The organism is Nitrospinota bacterium, assembly GCA_035528715.1.
Classification (GTDB): domain Bacteria; phylum JADFOP01; class JADFOP01; order DATKYB01; family DATKYB01; genus DATKYB01.
This window is the reverse complement of sequence record DATKYB010000083.1, coordinates 1-15,583: the sequence shown is the minus strand read 5'-3', so window position 1 is coordinate 15,583 and position 15,583 is coordinate 1. Positions and strand designations below refer to the sequence as shown.

14 protein-coding genes are annotated in these 15,583 nt (G+C 40.5%); 8 read left to right on the top strand and 6 right to left on the bottom strand.

From position 1 onward, the window contains the following. Positions 1-6: 6 nt before the first annotated feature. The 3 genes from VMW81_06345 to VMW81_06335 form a co-directional block, all read right to left on the bottom strand. Positions 7-714 (bottom strand): 5-formyltetrahydrofolate cyclo-ligase, encoded by a 708-nt coding sequence (locus tag VMW81_06345; GenBank protein ID HUU50558.1) that lies wholly within the window; start codon positions 712-714, stop codon positions 7-9. Between the two features lie 107 nt (positions 715-821). Further along, on the bottom strand, positions 822-1,271 hold the full coding sequence (locus VMW81_06340) for a universal stress protein (GenBank protein ID HUU50557.1): 450 nt from the start codon (positions 1,269-1,271) through the stop codon (positions 822-824). Positions 1,272-1,531: 260 nt separating this feature from the next. Next, complete coding sequence (locus VMW81_06335) at positions 1,532-1,756, bottom strand: hypothetical protein (protein HUU50556.1); 225 nt, start codon at positions 1,754-1,756, stop codon at positions 1,532-1,534. Positions 1,757-2,045: 289 nt separating this feature from the next. Between VMW81_06335 and VMW81_06330 the strand changes: the two genes are divergently transcribed. After that, a complete protein-coding gene (locus VMW81_06330; GenBank protein ID HUU50555.1) occupies positions 2,046-2,786 on the top strand; it encodes a DUF169 domain-containing protein in 741 nt (246 codons plus the stop codon). 749 nt (positions 2,787-3,535) lie between these two features. After that, on the top strand, positions 3,536-4,582 hold the full coding sequence (locus VMW81_06325; GenBank protein ID HUU50554.1) for a GNAT family N-acetyltransferase: 1,047 nt from the start codon (positions 3,536-3,538) through the stop codon (positions 4,580-4,582). A gap of 543 nt (positions 4,583-5,125) precedes the next feature. Here the strand turns inward: VMW81_06325 and VMW81_06320 are convergent. After that, on the bottom strand, positions 5,126-6,466 hold the full coding sequence (locus VMW81_06320; protein ID HUU50553.1) for a hypothetical protein: 1,341 nt from the start codon (positions 6,464-6,466) through the stop codon (positions 5,126-5,128). Between the two features lie 420 nt (positions 6,467-6,886). On the opposite strand from VMW81_06320, the gene VMW81_06315 reads away from it, so the two are divergent. After that, entirely contained in the window at positions 6,887-7,459 is a 573-nt protein-coding gene (locus VMW81_06315) for a nitroreductase family protein (GenBank protein ID HUU50552.1), read from the top strand. 12 nt (positions 7,460-7,471) lie between these two features. Here the strand turns inward: VMW81_06315 and VMW81_06310 are convergent, their stop codons facing one another. Then, positions 7,472-9,076, bottom strand: coding sequence for a hypothetical protein (locus VMW81_06310; GenBank protein HUU50551.1), 1,605 nt, complete (start codon positions 9,074-9,076; stop codon positions 7,472-7,474). Positions 9,077-9,145: 69 nt separating this feature from the next. On the opposite strand from VMW81_06310, the gene VMW81_06305 reads away from it, so the two are divergent. After that, entirely contained in the window at positions 9,146-9,370 is a 225-nt protein-coding gene (locus VMW81_06305) for a hypothetical protein (protein ID HUU50550.1), read from the top strand. Between the two features lie 187 nt (positions 9,371-9,557). Here VMW81_06305 and VMW81_06300 read toward each other — a convergent pair whose 3' ends face one another. Next, the gene (locus VMW81_06300) at positions 9,558-10,856 is read right to left on the bottom strand and encodes a histidine kinase dimerization/phosphoacceptor domain -containing protein (GenBank protein HUU50549.1); all 1,299 of its coding nucleotides are present in this window, start codon (positions 10,854-10,856) and stop codon (positions 9,558-9,560) included. 361 nt (positions 10,857-11,217) lie between these two features. On the opposite strand from VMW81_06300, the gene xseA reads away from it, so the two are divergent. The 4 genes from xseA to dxs all read left to right on the top strand — a co-directional run. Continuing rightward, positions 11,218-12,594: an exodeoxyribonuclease VII large subunit gene (gene xseA, locus VMW81_06295; GenBank protein ID HUU50548.1), complete on the top strand. Its 1,377-nt coding sequence runs from the start codon at positions 11,218-11,220 to the stop codon at positions 12,592-12,594. 2 nt (positions 12,595-12,596) lie between these two features. Then, a complete protein-coding gene (gene xseB / locus VMW81_06290) occupies positions 12,597-12,842 on the top strand; it encodes an exodeoxyribonuclease VII small subunit (GenBank protein HUU50547.1) in 246 nt (81 codons plus the stop codon). After that, entirely contained in the window at positions 12,832-13,752 is a 921-nt protein-coding gene (locus VMW81_06285) for a farnesyl diphosphate synthase (protein HUU50546.1), read from the top strand. Before xseB ends, VMW81_06285 begins: the two co-directional genes overlap by 11 nt. A 30-nt stretch (positions 13,753-13,782) precedes the next feature. Continuing rightward, on the top strand, positions 13,783-15,583 hold a 1,801-nt coding region (gene dxs / locus VMW81_06280; protein HUU50545.1), incomplete at its 3' end, for a 1-deoxy-D-xylulose-5-phosphate synthase.

Here is a 15,583-nt window from a genome sequence, read left to right as displayed (position 1 = left end):
TTTATCTCAAGACAGGATTTCTTGAAGAATAGGGATTTCTTCAATTTTTTCTTCTTTGAGATGTTCTCTTATGATTCCTTTGGGCCTGCCACCCTCCCTTTTTGTTGAGATAACCTCATCCGGTGTAACAATAAAATCAATTTTAAAGTCATGGTCACACTCTGGAAGCTCTCCATCCACAATCTGAAGGGGATGAACAGTCGTTACAATGGGTATATCCTCTTTCACAAAACCAAATTCCCGTCCAATAGCATACTCCAGATCAGAAAAGCCACCCCCTTTGCCGATTCTACTCCCTTTTCTGCTTACGGCTACTGAGCCGGCAACAATCAGGTCGACTTGTTGGATTTCTTTGGGATGAACAGGAATACCGTATTTGAAAGCACCCTTTATCGAAGAGGCCTTTGAGATATCTTTGGGATTAATTTTTGAGGGATCGAGTTTGATGAAACATTTTTTATCTCTTAGCCTTGGCACAGCCATAAAAATCGTCTTGCCAGAGTTTAGGGCGAGATGCCTGACTGCTCTTTGTGGAGAGTCAGGATTTGCCTTAATTGCCTTCGCATTCTGCCATTCTTTGAGATTGGAGAGGAGATTTGCTGCGCTATCCGCGCCTTTAAAATTAGGAATTCTTCCCTTGGAGCCGGGGAAAAGAGAGACTCCTTCTTTTTCCATCAAATTCCAGATTCTTTTGCGAATTTCTTGTTTCTGCATCCTTTAAAAAATCTTCCTCTTCTGTTTGTTAGAACAAAGGATAACAAAGATAAGAGTGCAAAAGAGGAAGGTTAAAAAAATTTTTATTTTAACAGAAAAAAAAGCAATTATCCTCGAATCGTTAAGACAGGAATCTTGGAGCGGCGCACCACGTTTTCGACATTACTTCCCAGAAAGAGTTCCTCAATGCTTGAATGACCACTTGTTCCCATCACAATCATATAAGCATTGATTTCATCAGCAACCTCCAGTATCTCTTTATATGCTTTTTTACCCTCTTTCTGTATATAATCGACTTTTAAATCATCTGCGCCTGCCTTTTTGACCTCTTCGACCATTTTCTTTTCCACTTCTTCCATATATTTTTTCTGTCTCTCCTGAAAATCCTTAACACTAACCCTCAGCATGACCATTTCTTTCTCATCCATGAGATGCTCGTCAACATGGAGCAGTGCCAGCTTGGCATTATAGATACGGGCAAGTTCAGCTGCTTTCTTGAGTGCCTTTATCGATATGGGGCTTAAATCCACAGGGCAAAGTATTACATTGTCTGCCATTTCCCCTCCTTTGTTTTAATGTATTTTGATTTTCAAATTAACATCCAAAAAGTCATATGTCAAAATTTTTTTGCATTTAAACCTTTTTTATGAAATAGACTTAAGGGATAAAGGGGAAAAACCTAAAAAAAAGAAGAAGCCCTTATAAAGCTAAATCCCAATGACAAAGCTCAAATGACAAATATCCTCGCTCACCTGTTAAATCGCCTTGCGATTCTCCGTCAGGAAAAATCCCTGAAAAGCGGAAAAAGGTCAACTTTTTAATTTCTATGAAAATAATGTGGGCTGATAAAAGAAGGAAAGGTAATTTTAGACCGTTTCCATAAAGCATCTTTGCCACATGATGAACATTCTGGGAAATCGTCTCCTTCTTTTAAAAATGGTCGTTTTTTCATTCCAAAATCTTCACAGGCCACACATTCATATTTCCCGCTCTTGGGGACTCTCTCCCCTATTTTATATGCTATATATGTTTTTTCTTTCATATTTAACCTCTTATTAATATCTATCCTCTATTTTAATAATATTATCTGTTTTTAAAATTACAAATTTTTAAGACACCTTTATATTCAATCTATTAGGCTATTAATAATTACAGAGTAGGGTAGGAAAAGAGGTGATTTTTGCTTTTCTTGCTCGTCCTTCTTTTCCTTTTTTAATTTGAAAGATACTTAAAAAGGAGGAGGGGACTTAGAGAAAGCAAATACTTATTGACTCAATCCTGCCTTTTTGATAGTAAATGATTAATTTAAGTTTTCAAGGAGGTGACATCATATGAAATGGAAAGATCAGGCTGAAAGATTAAAAATTGTTTTGAATTTAAAGGGGAGCCCTGTCTCTGTTACCTATTCTATGGAGCCTGATAAAAGGGGGAACAAGGGGAAAAGCTGGGCATGTCAGGCCTTCAAGGATGTCCGTGATGGGGAAATTATCAATATCAGCAAGGAGAGTTCATCCTGTATTGGCGGCACATTTCACCTTGGTCTGGGCCCGAAACCAAAAGGTGAAGGAGACAAAGCCTTAAAAAAATTCCTGGTTCATGGAGAAAAGCTCTTTTGCTCCATAGCCGTGTTTCACAGGGTTACAACTCTTACAGCCCAGCCTCCTCTTGGATTGGCAGATTATGTGGTATTTTCTCCAATGGAAAAGGCAGAGATGATGCCTGATTTGGTATTATTTCTCTGCAATGCAGAGCAGGCATGCAGGCTTATTACCCTTGCCACATTTCAGGATGGCATATCCCCCAAAACAGAGATGGTTGGTTCTGCATGTCATATGGCTGTAGCTTATCCCTTAGTATCCGGTGAGATCAATATAAGCTTTCTTGATTACACGGCAAGAAGGATGAAGAAGTTTGCTCCTGATGAGCTGATTGTGAGCATCCCCTATCATAAAATGGACAATCTGGTAAACAGCATAGACTTATGCACGGCCGGCACAGCAAAGACAGAAATTCCCCCTGAATTTAAGAAATTGATGAAGGAAGAGGCAGAGGGGCTCATGGAAGAGCTTTAAAAAAGTGATAAAATTTATGTCACTTTCTTGCTTGCCCAAAAAAGTTACCAAAGAAGGGCATCCCTCGCTTTTCTTAACGGTTTTTGCCTCCACTCTGCTTCGAGAAGCAACAAGTATTTCTTTTTACCTTTCTTGCTCACCCAAGAAAGGTAGCTAAAGAAGGATGCCCCGACTGCTTTTCTTAACGGCATTTGACTGCGCTCGCTCGGAGAAGCAGCAAACTCAGCCTTCGGCTTCAAACAGCTGTTTCTATCATCCTCACTCGCTTGTTAAACACCTAAAAAACGAAATGGGGTTTAAAAAAGACAAGGAAAAATCGCTTTGCGATTCTCCGGAGGAAAAATCCCTGAAAAATCTAAAGGGGAATTTAAAACTGAAAAAATATATAAAGAGCCCCTCCTTTTCCCAACAAATACATCATATTGTATCCAACGGACTATGTATCCCCTTGCCACCTTGATATATTTCACCTATGGTTATTTGCATAAAGATTGTCAAGCGGGCTTTTGGGAACATTAGACATATTTCGTATTTTCTGCTGTTATAATAATATTACTAATTTTGATCAAGAGAAAATTTTGATAGCGAATGCTCTCAACTTATTAATTATTATAAACTTTTGATACCTTTTATTGTATAATCTTCAAAAATACGATATAGATTTACCACAACAGAGAAAAATGCTTAAATAAACAATTTCGTCTATTAATTTTTAGGTGGCTAAAAATTTTGCGATGGAGAGTTACACAATGAATATCCGTGAAGCGGTACCAGAGGATAACGACGAACTCCAGGAGCTTCAGGCGAAATGCCCACAAGGTACAAGGCTCGTCGCGTCCACTGTCAATACACCCGACTTTTTTGCCCGGGCTAAAGCGTATGAGTCGCACAAGGTCCTCGTGGCTTGCGAAGGTTACCGCATAATCGGGTCAGCAGCTTGTGCCCTGCGGGACGCCATCGTGAACGGCAAAATCAGACGGGTCGGTTATATCTTTCAGGCTTTCGTTTCTCCCGACGCCCGCAGGAAGGGTGTTGCGAGCCAGCTTCTCCAGCAGCGTGAAGATTACCTGAGCCAACAGGGTGCGGTATTGGCTTACACCCTGATTATGGAGGGCAACTTGCCCTCTATGCAATGCATTGAGAGTCGGGGCTTCAAGCTGCATCGCACGCTTGTTATGCCAGCCCTGGTGGTTCGCAAAGAGATGAACGTACCTTCAATGGGAAGGATCAGACCTGTCACATCCAAGGACCTGGCAACGGTAGCCGAGTTGTTGAATGAGACCTGGCAAGGCTTTGAGTTTTATGAACTGACCTCGGCTGAGGCGTTGGCCCAATTTATCAACCGGACGCCTGCGTACAGTTCTGACAGCTTGCTCGTCCTGGAAGATCAGGGGGAGATCTTGGCCTGTTTGGGCTTCTGGGATTGGAGCCAGATCATGCGGATCACCGTGAAAGCTCTCAGCTTGAAGTTGCGAATGATTGGATTCTTATTGACCACCACCCGTATCTTGCCAGAGGTTCTCAAGCCTAGTGACATCATGAAGCTAATCATGCTTACCCCAATCGGATTCAAAGATCCGGCGCACCTGGCTGTGCTTGTCAGATACGTGAACAACCAGGCACTGCTGAGTGGAATTCAGCAAATTCGCTGCTTATGCGAGCGAGACCATATGCTGCTAAGGAGCATGAAGGGATTCATCCGGGTGAACACTGCAGTACATCTATACGTCAAGCTGCTCCAGCAGAACATATCGCTGAGTGACAAGCAGGTGTTCATTGATGGAATTGACATGTAGCAAATGGATCACTTTGGTTGCCAACAAGGCTAATTGAAGGCAATGATCAGACAACATGGTGGTTTTCACAGAAGTCTTTAGGCGCGAAGCCGCCCAACAAGTCACTGCACCTGACCTGTCAGGGGCTTCGCCCCTTCCAGGCAGGTGAGTTCCGCCGTTAGGCTTTAAATTTAATCCCCCTTTACGATTTTTCAGGTTGAAGGTGAGCGGAGCGAGGAAATCATCTTTTTTGAAACCTCCCCTTCCGCTTTTTAGGTATTGGGCGAGTGAGCAAGGAAAAAAGAAGCAACTGTCTGAGAGCAAAGCTCGAGTTTGTTGTTTCTCCGAAGCGAGCGAAGTCAAATGCCGTCAAGAAAAGCGGTCGGGGCGTCCTTCTTTTTGTCCTTTTCTTGGACGAGCAAGAAAAGGACAAACTTTCCCAATACTCCTCTGTTTTTTTACGGCATTGAAAATGCCTTTTCATCGGGCCGGGCTTTGATGAATGTTTCTACTGAGAAAGTATCGAATGTTCTAAACAGTTCTGGATGGAAGAAAGGTGTCTTTTCAAATAAAATCACCGACATTAAGCTTCGATACGACAGAGGAATGCTTGGATGTTTTGTCCCAGGAGTCTAAAGGCACGAATGTGATAGTAAGGTCGATATCTTCTCCGAGGATTTCTTTATAATAATATGTTAGTCTCTCTTTGATGAATTCTTGAGAGATATCGTCTCTTTTGGTTATTTTTATTATGAATTTCTTTTTGCTCTCCTGAATAAACTGATACCATAAGATCCCTTCGATATAATCGATCGGTATCGCCATACCGGAAACAAATCTGTTATCGGGTGTTATGAAAACCCCGAGGGTCCTTCCGACAATATTTTTAACTAAAGGGAGCCCCCGTCCGCATGGGCATTTCTCGCCAGAGGAATTGTCTACTGCCAGATCCCCGGTTTTATACCTGAGAAAGGGCATGGCAAAATTATGGAGAGAAGTTCCTATGATCTCACCGACCTTATCTCCCCCATAATCACTTATCTGCTCTTTTTCTTCAATCGAAAATACGCCGTATTCCGAATTGACATGGTAACTCCCGTGCGGGCACTGAGACACCGCCACTGTGGATTCCATATGACTGTAGGAATCGAGTATGCGGCAGTGAAAGGCTTTTTCTATAATCTGTCTATGATGCGGCAGCAGCATTTCTGCAACAGTAAAAACAGCCTTGAAAGAAATATCGGTATAGCCGGCCTTTTCCAGCAAAAGGGCAAAGGTGGCAATTGTCGAGGGCAGACCTTTCAGGAAAAGCGGTTTGTGTTTTCTGATCTGGGTTACAAATCTGTCCAGGTTTGCAAAAGAGACCTGCGTCGAATTGAATATCAGGTGTCTTGTGAGAGGCAGGTAATAGGAAATATCTTCAATATTCCTATCATTAAAATATTCAAAAGCAAAGTCCAGAAAGGGATCGCCGAGCCTGTACCCTCCCCATGACCAGTGGCGCCAGTAATAGCAGAACTCCAGAATATGCATCGGTTTATCCAGATAAAATTCCAGGGGGTTTCCGCTTGTGCCCGATGTTTTGTAAAGAAAGGGCCGGAATTTTTTGCTGTTCTTTGCGGTGAGCAGGTGAAAGTTTTTTCTTATGATGTCCTTGGTGAGCAGAGGGAGCTTTTTCAGGTCTTCGGTATCTTTAAAGTCGTCCGGTTTTAGTTTAAGCGTATGAAAAAGATTTCGATAGTAGGGGACATTTTCATAGCAGTGTTCTAATATCTCTTTGAGCCTTTTGTTCTGGTATTCTTTTAGTTCTTCTTCGGAAAACCACTGGCTCTTTTCGAGAAATCGTCTTAATTTCAAGATGCTTATCGGATATGCGAATTTTCTGATGCTGAATTCTATTCCCATAAGTTGAAATTTCTATTTATTATTGAGTGAAAAAGGCTGTTCATTATATGATCAAGCTCTGTTCAGAACCCGTTCTTTCAGAGAAATGAGATTTTTTTCGCAGAATATCCCGATCAACCATTTGCGCTATCCGCACTAATACTAAGTATATAATTTTTTGCCAGAATATGTCAAACAAGCAAGGACTGTTTTGGGGATTGTATAATCCCTGCTTTTCAGGACATTATGAATGCTTTTAATCCCTCTCGTTTCTTGAACAAGCAAGAAATGAACAAAAAGCTTTTTCAAAACGTTGTCGTCATTATTTTTTACCTGCCTTTTCACCATCACTCATCTCACAAACTGCAATCATCTATTGACTGAATCCCAATGAATTGTTAAAACGTAGATAAATTATTTAACAAATTTGAGGTGTTTGAAATGATCAAAGATTTAATAAAAAGCAATAGAAGCTACAGAAGATTTCATCAGAATGTTGCCATCGAACCCAGAACACTCAAAGAGCTTGTTGAGCTTGCAAGACTTTCTCCATCGGCAGCCAATCTACAACCTTTAAAATATTTTCTTTCCTCTGACCCGGAAAAAAACGCTTTGATTTTTCCCCATCTGGTCTGGGCTGGTTATCTTAAAGATTGGGACGGGCCAAAAGAGGGAGAAAAGCCTTCAGCTTATATTATCATTTTAGGAGATAGAGAAATAACCCAGAACTTTGGCTGTGATCATGGGATTGCAGCGCTAAGCATTCTTCTGGGTGCAACTGAAAAAGGTTTGGGCGGGTGTATGGTTGGTTCAGTAAAAAGAGATGAACTCCAAAAGGCCCTTAATATACCATCCCGTTATCAGATCCTCCTTGTTCTGGCTCTCGGAAAGCCAAAAGAGACTGTGATCATTGAAGAGGTTGATGCAGATGGGGATATCAAATACTGGCGCGACAAAGAGAATAAACATCATGTTCCAAAGCGGCGAATAGAAGATATTATTATCTATTCGTGATGTCGCCGATTATTAAAACTTAAATTTGATTCCAGCCAGTCTCTGTATTCCTTTTCCAAATTTGAAAACATCACTATCATCCTGGTAACGGAAATAGAGACTTAAGCTCCCTCTTTTCCCAGGAATCTTCATCCCTCCCTCAATGGCATGACCAAATAAGGAATTATCATCCCCCTGCAAAAAATGACCTGAGCTTTGTATATATGGGGTTATCCCTTCCTTGAGCAATTGAAAACCCAGGCTTCCGCTTGCATCACCCCAGTAATCGAAATCTTTTGTTAACGGATAAGCGCCGATATTCGCATCAAAACTCCAATGAGAAGCCTTCTTGTTCTTGAGTCCTAAGCCAAGAAGATGATAATCCCTGATCACACCCTCATCATCAAGACCATAAAGGGTGGCATAGGAATGAAAAATTTTAAAGTCAAGATGATCTAAGTTAATCTCCAGAGAAGGCCCTATCTCATACTTCACATTATGAGGGTTATAATCATGAGGCCGTGTGAGAATTCCTGCATAGGTATTGAGTCTGAATGTCTTATTTTGGTCTAATTGCAAAAGGTCTGTGTCAATAGCGATTTCACTGCTGTGGCCAAAATCGTCATTCTCAATGATATTCGTATAACCCCCATAAATATGAAATTTCGGAGCCCATGAAATCGTTGATTTCTTTATATCTGAAATGCCCTCAGAAATTCTTTGGCCCAAACCCATTTCCAAGCGCAGGCCAGCTGAAAAGAAATTCTCTTCTTCTCCCAGAGCATACCAATCATTAAAATGCCTGTAGGAGACAAAGGGAATGAGGTAGATATTTTCAGCAAAAGAGATTCTGTCCCCTATCTCAAGATTTGCGTTGAAGTTAATCCCCCTGTCATCATAGATGGAGTCAAGGCTTGACTGGAAGAAAAAGACCTGTTTACCCATTCTGTAAACATCATCCCTTATTCCGAATTTAAACATCCATTCATAATCATTTTCTGTCCTCATCCAGATTCTGCTTAGAGAGGCTTTCCAATTGAGACGATTCAGCCATTTTGATCCCGAATCAAATGTGATACCCTCATTTTTATAACCAAGCCTCATCCCTTTTGTCTCATACCCCATTCCTATTTCATTCCAGTGAATGTCGTTTCTTTCCTTTTCGGATAATTTTCGGCTCGGGTTATGGCATGTATGATCCCAGAAGGCTTTGATCCTGCCATCTGCTGTTTCATATCCCAATCCTACATATTCCAGCTCATTGTCATACTGTTTGGGTGAGGGGTCAAAAAGGCTTACTTCCTTAATGCTGAATTGAAAGAAAAACTTTTTTATTCTCAATGCGTCAAACTGAACTTCCCTTGTTACTCCTGAAGTATAATCTCCGCCGCTAACAGCTTCAACTTCAATCGCAGCATTAACATCTGGAAACAATTCAAATAGGGTATCCCTTTTACTCTCTTTTTGTCTGCTTTTATTGGACTGTGATGAAGGTTCTGGTTGATTTTCTGATTTGTATCCTTCATCTGAGTGTGAGACAGAACAAAAACTGAGGAATAAAAATAGAATAAGACCAATGTTTGCTAATAATTTTTTAAAAAAGCCCTTGTTAAGAGCAAGTTTTATTATTCCAAGCATTTCTTCTTATCTTAAGTGTTCCTTCTATAACTATAATTTCTTTCCATATGTCTATTTTTGCAATAGCAAATGAAAAACGAACAACCAAAAAAATTCAATTTTAGGGTTGACATCTTTCTATTTTTTTTATATACAGAAAAGGTTTTTTGTCTGGGTTTAAATTCAAAGTCAAAAAATTCCAAAAAATGCTTGGGAAAGGAGGACAGGCCAAAGATGAAGAAGAAACTGGTTGCAATTGCCCTATTCGGTGGCTGGTTACTGTTTACTGTTATAATGGTAGTAACCAACGTATAATTAAAAAATTTTTTTTAATCAATCATTATTTTTTAGGAGAAATACCTTCCTCATAAAAGTCTTTCAATCAGGAAAGTTTTTATAAGAGGAGAAGTGTGTCTTTTAAAATATCTGCGATGAAAATGTTTTTAAGCTACTGATTTTTAATTGAATAGGGAAAAAAGGCTTGAAATAAAAACTAAACGGATTAATCCCTTCTCTGTCTCTCTTCGCTAAAGAGTATCTGAAATTCTGCTCCTACATCTCTGTTGATCCTGACCTCGCCCTGAAGCTGGTTTACTAAGATATTAATCATCTGCAGCCCTATTGACTTTGCATTCCTGAAACCAAAGTCTTCTGGCAGGGCAATCCCATTATTCCTTACCTTTAACTCTAACTTATCTTTACCCTTTTGATGGAAAGATATCTCAATCTCTCCCTCTCTCCCTTCGGGAAAGGCATGCTTCAGTGAATTCGTCACAAACTCATTGATGATGAGTCCACAGGGAATGGCGGTGTCAATATCAAGAAAAGTATCGTCAATATCAATCTTTAAGGCAATCTTATCTGTATCCGCTCCATAAGAATAAAAGAGGGTCTTTGTGAGGGCTATGATGTATTTCCTAAAGTCGATCTTTGCTATTTCTTTGGTTCGGTAAATCTTCTCATGGGCAAGAACCATGGTCTTCAATCGGTCCTGACATTCTCTGTAGATATGAGCAGTCTCCTTATCCTTGATGAGCCCTGACTGGAGGGCGAGCAGGCTGGAGGTGACCTCTAGGTTGTTCCTGACCCTGTTGTAAACCTCTTTGAGAAGTATTTCTTTTTCTTCAAGAGACTCCTGGATTTTTTCCTCTGCCAGTTTTCGCTCAGCGATTTCCTGTTCTAAATCTCTAAACAGCTTGGCATTCACAAGGGCTAAGGCAGCCATATCAGCAAAGGCAGATAAAAGCTCTATATCCGTCTTTTTAAATTTTCTTGGATTTTTTGTATAGATATTAATCACACCAACTGTTTTTTTTGCTATCATCATAGGAACACCAAGAAAGGATACATATCCAAGTCTCTTGGCTACGTCCCTATGTTTTCTTATGTATCTCTTCTCATCTAAAACATTTTCGACAGCCAAAGGCCTCTTTTCTTTTGCGATGATGCCGCTTAGACTCTCCCCTATCTTTAATCTCCTCTTTTGCATCAACTCCATACCCTCTCTTGTGCCGCCTCCCCTTACTAAATAATTTCCCTCTTTTAACCAGAACTTGCAGACATCTGCACCAAGAAGCCTTGCTGACTGCCTAGCTATCCAGGGGATGAGTTTCTCTTTTGAGACAAGAGAAGTAATCTTCTTACCTAAATCAAAGAGGGTTATGAGCTGTTCTGTCTTTTTTTCGAGTTCTTCCTCTGCCTTCTTATGCTCGGTTTCTAATACTTCCAGCTTGGCAATCCGCTTTCGCAGTTTTTCTAATTCTGTTATCAATTCCTCTTTTTTTGCACCTCTTTTTTCCATATCAATCACCTTGCATTAAGTATAAAAGATTATAATCTCATCTTAGTATAAAATAATAGCAGATAGAGTCCAAAACGAAAAATAGAGCTGGATTATCGCATGAAAAAAATAAAATAACTTATTATAAATCAATTGGTTAAATTAAATAAATGGGATTCAATTATATATATTATACGAAAAAACAAGCACAAAATCAATAAAACATATCTTCTTAAATTCTTCTACTTGAACAAGGGATTTTATTCCCAAAATCCTTTCAAAAAGGTTTAAAAAATTGTCCTTTTTTGAGAACTTCCATTTGCCTTGACAATAGCGCTTACATAAGAGTAAGATTTTTTTATGTCTTTTTTCAGAGGTTTTTATGGACCTTTTTGATTCTGACACAGAGGATTTAGAAGAGGAGAAGAAGGTTTATTCTGTAACCGAGATCACAAAGATGATCCGGGATACCCTCGAGGTGAAGTTTTCCAGCATCTGGGTTGAGGGGGAGATTTCCAACATAAAAACCCCCTCTTCTGGACATATCTACCTGACATTAAAGGACGAATCGAGCCAGCTTCGGGCTGTGATGTTCAGATATCAGAACAGAAACCTAAAATTTCAACTGGAGGACGGCCTTCAGGTGGTTGTCTTTGGGAATATCAGTGTTTATGAACCAAGGGGGGAATATCAGATCATCATCGAACATATGGAGCCAAAGGGAATAGGGGCTCTTCAGCTTGCCTTTGAGCAATTAAAAGAAAGGCTATCCAAGGAGGGGCTTTTTAATAAGGAACATAAAAAGCCGATACCTATCTTACCCAGAAAAATAGGAATCATCACCTCGCCAACAGGTGCAGCCATTAGAGATATCTTAAGGGTCATGGAGAGAAGGTTTGCCAATATCCATATGCTGATCTATCCTGTCAGGGTTCAAGGGGAGCGTTCAGCTCAAGAGATTGCCATGGCCATAGAAGAGATGAACTCCGCCAAGGCAGCAGACGTATTAATACTGGCTAGGGGCGGGGGTTCGATTGAAGACCTCTGGTCTTTCAATGAAGAGGTGGTCGCCCGGGCCATCTTCAGATCACGGATTCCTATCATCTCTGCAATAGGGCATGAAATCGATTACACCATCTCAGACTTTGTGGCTGATCTAAGAGCACCAACTCCATCAGCAGCAGCAGAGATGGTCATTCAAAGCAAAGAAGAGCTTCTTAAGAGGATTAAAATGAACTTTGACCTTCTCGCGAGAAGCGTCATGTCTTACATCAATCAACAAAAATCAAGCCTCGATAGTATTTTGAGGAGAAAGATTTTTATCTATCCTGAAAGAACGATCAATCAATATCAGCAAAGAGTGGACGAATTCAATATGAGATTGAAGAGGGATATACTTCAATCCATTAATAAGACGCGTGAGGCCTCAAACAGCCTAAAAAAGAATATTCTTCACCTCACTCCTAAAACAAAGATTTCTCATATAAGAAGTACGCTCTATACCCTGCAAAAGGAGATAACAAATTTTATGACATACCGCATGGTGATGAAGAGGGAAAGTTTTAAGGGTATCCTAGAAGCCCTCGATATCTTAAGCCCTTTATCCGTATTAGCTCGTGGCTACAGTATATGTCAAAAATACCCATCGATGACGCTGATAAAAGATGCATCTTCAGTATCAAAAGGAGACAAGGTTAATGTAAAGGTATCAAAGGGTGAAATGGTCTGTGAGGTTAACAAGGTCTTAAAAGGAGCATAAACATGGCAGAGATAAAGTTTGAAAATGCCTTAAAAAGATTGGAAGAGATTGTAGGAAAGCTCGAGGAAGGGAATCTGGATCTCGATCAATCTCTAAAGCTTTTTGAGGAAGGAATCAAGCTGTCCAAAATCTGTAATAAGAAGCTAAAAGATGCAGAAAAAAAGATAGAGATATTAACAAAGGACCAGGAAGGGGAAATAAAGGCTAAACCCTTTGAAACTGAAGAGATAGAGGAAGATGAAGGTTGATTTAAACAAAGAGCATGAGACAGAGATTAAAGAGTCCCTGAGAGCCAAGAAGGAGCTGATAGATCAAGCTCTTGAAAAATATGTCTCTTGGGAGCATAAGTATCCGCCAAGGCTCTTGGAGTCTATGCGATACAGCCTCTTTTCAGGAGGAAAGAGACTGAGACCCATCCTCACCCTTGCCGCAGGTGAAGTCGTTGGAGGTGAAGAAGAAAACCTTCTTCCTTTTGCATCTGCTATAGAACTTATCCATACCTATTCTTTGATCCATGATGACCTCCCCTCAATGGACAATGATGATTACAGAAGAGGGAGGCTGACAAATCATAAGGTATTTGGCGAGGCCATGGCCATTCTTACAGGTGATGCCCTCTTTGCCCTTGCCTTCCAGATCATAACAGATCCCGCTCTCATAAAAAATTTTAAGCCAGAATTATTATTAAAGACCATCAATGAAATTGCTGCTGCTGCCGGTGCTGAGGGGATGGTTGGCGGACAAGCCGTTGATATTCTTTCCGTAGGATCAAAGTTAAATAAGGATGAGGTAAATTATATCCATGAGAAAAAGACAGGCGCTTTAATAAGAGCTTCTGTACGGGCTGGGGGGTTTTTAGGAGGAGGCAGCAAGAAAAAAATTGAGGCTCTCAGTCAATATGGTGAAAAAATTGGTCTTGCATTTCAAATCATTGATGATATCTTAGATATTGAGGGGGAAAAAGAGGTTTTAGGAAAGGATACAGGCAAAGATAGGGATAAGAATAAGGCTACCTATCCAGCCATATATGGTTTAAAGGAATCAAAACAAAAGGCAGCCCAGCTGATTGAAGAGGCAATAAAATCCTTAAAAATATTTGGGAAGAAAGCCTTTTTCTTAAAAGATATTGCTAATTTTATCCTCTTTAGAAAATCATAACATCTAAGAGAAAGGATGAGAGCTTAAATAATGGAAAATTTACTAGGGCAGATCAATAGCCCAGAGGATTTAAAGAAATTATCCCCAGATAAACTCCCACAACTCGCTGAAGAGCTGAGGGAATTTATTATTAAAACCGTATCAAAAACAGGCGGCCATCTCTCTTCTAATTTAGGAACCATCGAATTAACCATAGCTCTGCATTATATATTTGATGCTCCAAAGGACAAGATTATATGGGATGTGGGACATCAGGCTTACGCCCATAAGATATTGACCGGCAGGCGAGATGTCTTTCATACATTAAGACAGTATCAAGGAATCAGCGGGTTTCTCAGGAGAGAAGAAAGCATTTATGATGCCTATAATGCTGGACATGCCTCTACAGCCATATCTGCTGCATTAGGTATGGCTGAGGCAAGAGACATGAAAAAGGAAGATTTTAAGGTCGTGGCTGTTGTGGGCGATGGGTCTTTATCTGGCGGAATAGCTTTTGAAGCCCTCAATCAGGCAGGCCACTTAAAAAGGGATTTAATCGTTATATTAAATGATAATGAGATGTCAATTTCTGGAAATGTGGGTGCCCTCTCTGCCTATCTCAGTCGTGTGCTAACAGGTCAGGTCTATTCCAGATTCAGAAAGGATACCAAGAGTGTGCTTGAGCCTATACCAGGGATTGGAGAACATATGCTGAAGACAATAAGCAGGTTTGAGGAGGCCTTTAGGAAATTTATCACACCAGGGATGCTCTTTGAGGACCTAGGATTTAAATATGTGGGTCCCATTAAGGGTCATAACCTTCCTCTTCTTATCAGAACCTTCAAAAATGCGAAACGTCTGGAGAGGCCCATCTTAATACATGTCGTTACTAAAAAGGGGAAAGGATATGAGCCAGCAGAGAAAAAACCCATTTTTTACCATGGCGTCTCCACTTTTAATCCAGAAACAGGTGAGGTTCCAAAAAAATCTGGTCCCCCTTCCTATACCTCGGTATTTTCAAAAACCATAGTAAAACTGGCAAGAGCAGACGAGAAGATCATTGGCATTACTGCTGCTATGCCTGAAGGGACTGGTCTTGACGCCTTAGCCAAAGAAATTCCAGAAAGATTTTATGATGTGGGAATTGCCGAGGCTCATGCAACCCTCTTTGCTGCAGGATTGGCCCTTGAGGGATTCAAGCCTGTTTTAGCCATCTATTCTACCTTTTTGCAGAGAGCCTTTGATCCCATTGTCCATGATATCTCTTTGATGAACCTTCCTGTTACCTTTTCCATGGATAGAGCAGGGATCGTAGGAGAAGATGGGCCAACGCATCATGGATCGTTTGACCTTACTTACCTGAGGTCCCTTCCCAATATGGTTCTCATGGCTCCAAAAGATGAGAACGAGCTGCAGCATATGCTTAAAACAGCTATAGAATTTCCCGGACCTGCGGCTGTTCGATATCCAAGAGGCAAAGGGGAAGGGGTTCAATTGGATGAAGAGATAAAAGTATTGAATATCGGAGAGGCAGAGGAACTTAAGAGCGGAAAAGATGCGACCATCATCGCAATTGGGAATATGGTCTATCCTGCTTTGAGAGCTTCCCAAAATCTTGAAAAAGAAGGAATGAATATAGGGGTTGTGAATGCCAGGTTCGTTAAGCCTCTGGATAAGGAGATGATTATAAATGTCGCAAAAGAGAGCGGTTTGATCCTTACTGTTGAAGAAAATGCCATCCAAGGAGGATTTGGAAGCGCTGTATTAGAACTTTTTGAAAAGGAAAATCTTAGAAATGTTGTTGTGAAGAGAATGGGTTTGCCGGATAAATTCATTGAACATGGCTCTTCAG

What these genes read in the sequence shown, in the direction of transcription:
- VMW81_06285 (HUU50546.1), top strand. Translation starts at nt 12,832, where the DNA reads ATGAAGGTTGATTTAAACAAAGAGCATGAGACAGAGATTAAAGAGTCC.
- VMW81_06310 (HUU50551.1), bottom strand. Translation starts at nt 9,076, where the DNA reads ATGCTTGGAATAATAAAACTTGCTCTTAACAAGGGCTTTTTTAAAAAA.
- VMW81_06345 (HUU50558.1), bottom strand. Translation starts at nt 714, where the DNA reads ATGCAGAAACAAGAAATTCGCAAAAGAATCTGGAATTTGATGGAAAAA.
- xseA (HUU50548.1), top strand. Translation starts at nt 11,218, where the DNA reads ATGGACCTTTTTGATTCTGACACAGAGGATTTAGAAGAGGAGAAGAAG.
- VMW81_06315 (HUU50552.1), top strand. Translation starts at nt 6,887, where the DNA reads ATGATCAAAGATTTAATAAAAAGCAATAGAAGCTACAGAAGATTTCAT.
- VMW81_06330 (HUU50555.1), top strand. Translation starts at nt 2,046, where the DNA reads ATGAAATGGAAAGATCAGGCTGAAAGATTAAAAATTGTTTTGAATTTA.
- xseB (HUU50547.1), top strand. Translation starts at nt 12,597, where the DNA reads ATGGCAGAGATAAAGTTTGAAAATGCCTTAAAAAGATTGGAAGAGATT.
- VMW81_06325 (HUU50554.1), top strand. Translation starts at nt 3,536, where the DNA reads ATGAATATCCGTGAAGCGGTACCAGAGGATAACGACGAACTCCAGGAG.
- VMW81_06320 (HUU50553.1), bottom strand. Translation starts at nt 6,466, where the DNA reads ATGGGAATAGAATTCAGCATCAGAAAATTCGCATATCCGATAAGCATC.
- VMW81_06335 (HUU50556.1), bottom strand. Translation starts at nt 1,756, where the DNA reads ATGAAAGAAAAAACATATATAGCATATAAAATAGGGGAGAGAGTCCCC.
- VMW81_06340 (HUU50557.1), bottom strand. Translation starts at nt 1,271, where the DNA reads ATGGCAGACAATGTAATACTTTGCCCTGTGGATTTAAGCCCCATATCG.
- VMW81_06300 (HUU50549.1), bottom strand. Translation starts at nt 10,856, where the DNA reads ATGGAAAAAAGAGGTGCAAAAAAAGAGGAATTGATAACAGAATTAGAA.
- VMW81_06305 (HUU50550.1), top strand. Translation starts at nt 9,146, where the DNA reads ATGAAAAACGAACAACCAAAAAAATTCAATTTTAGGGTTGACATCTTT.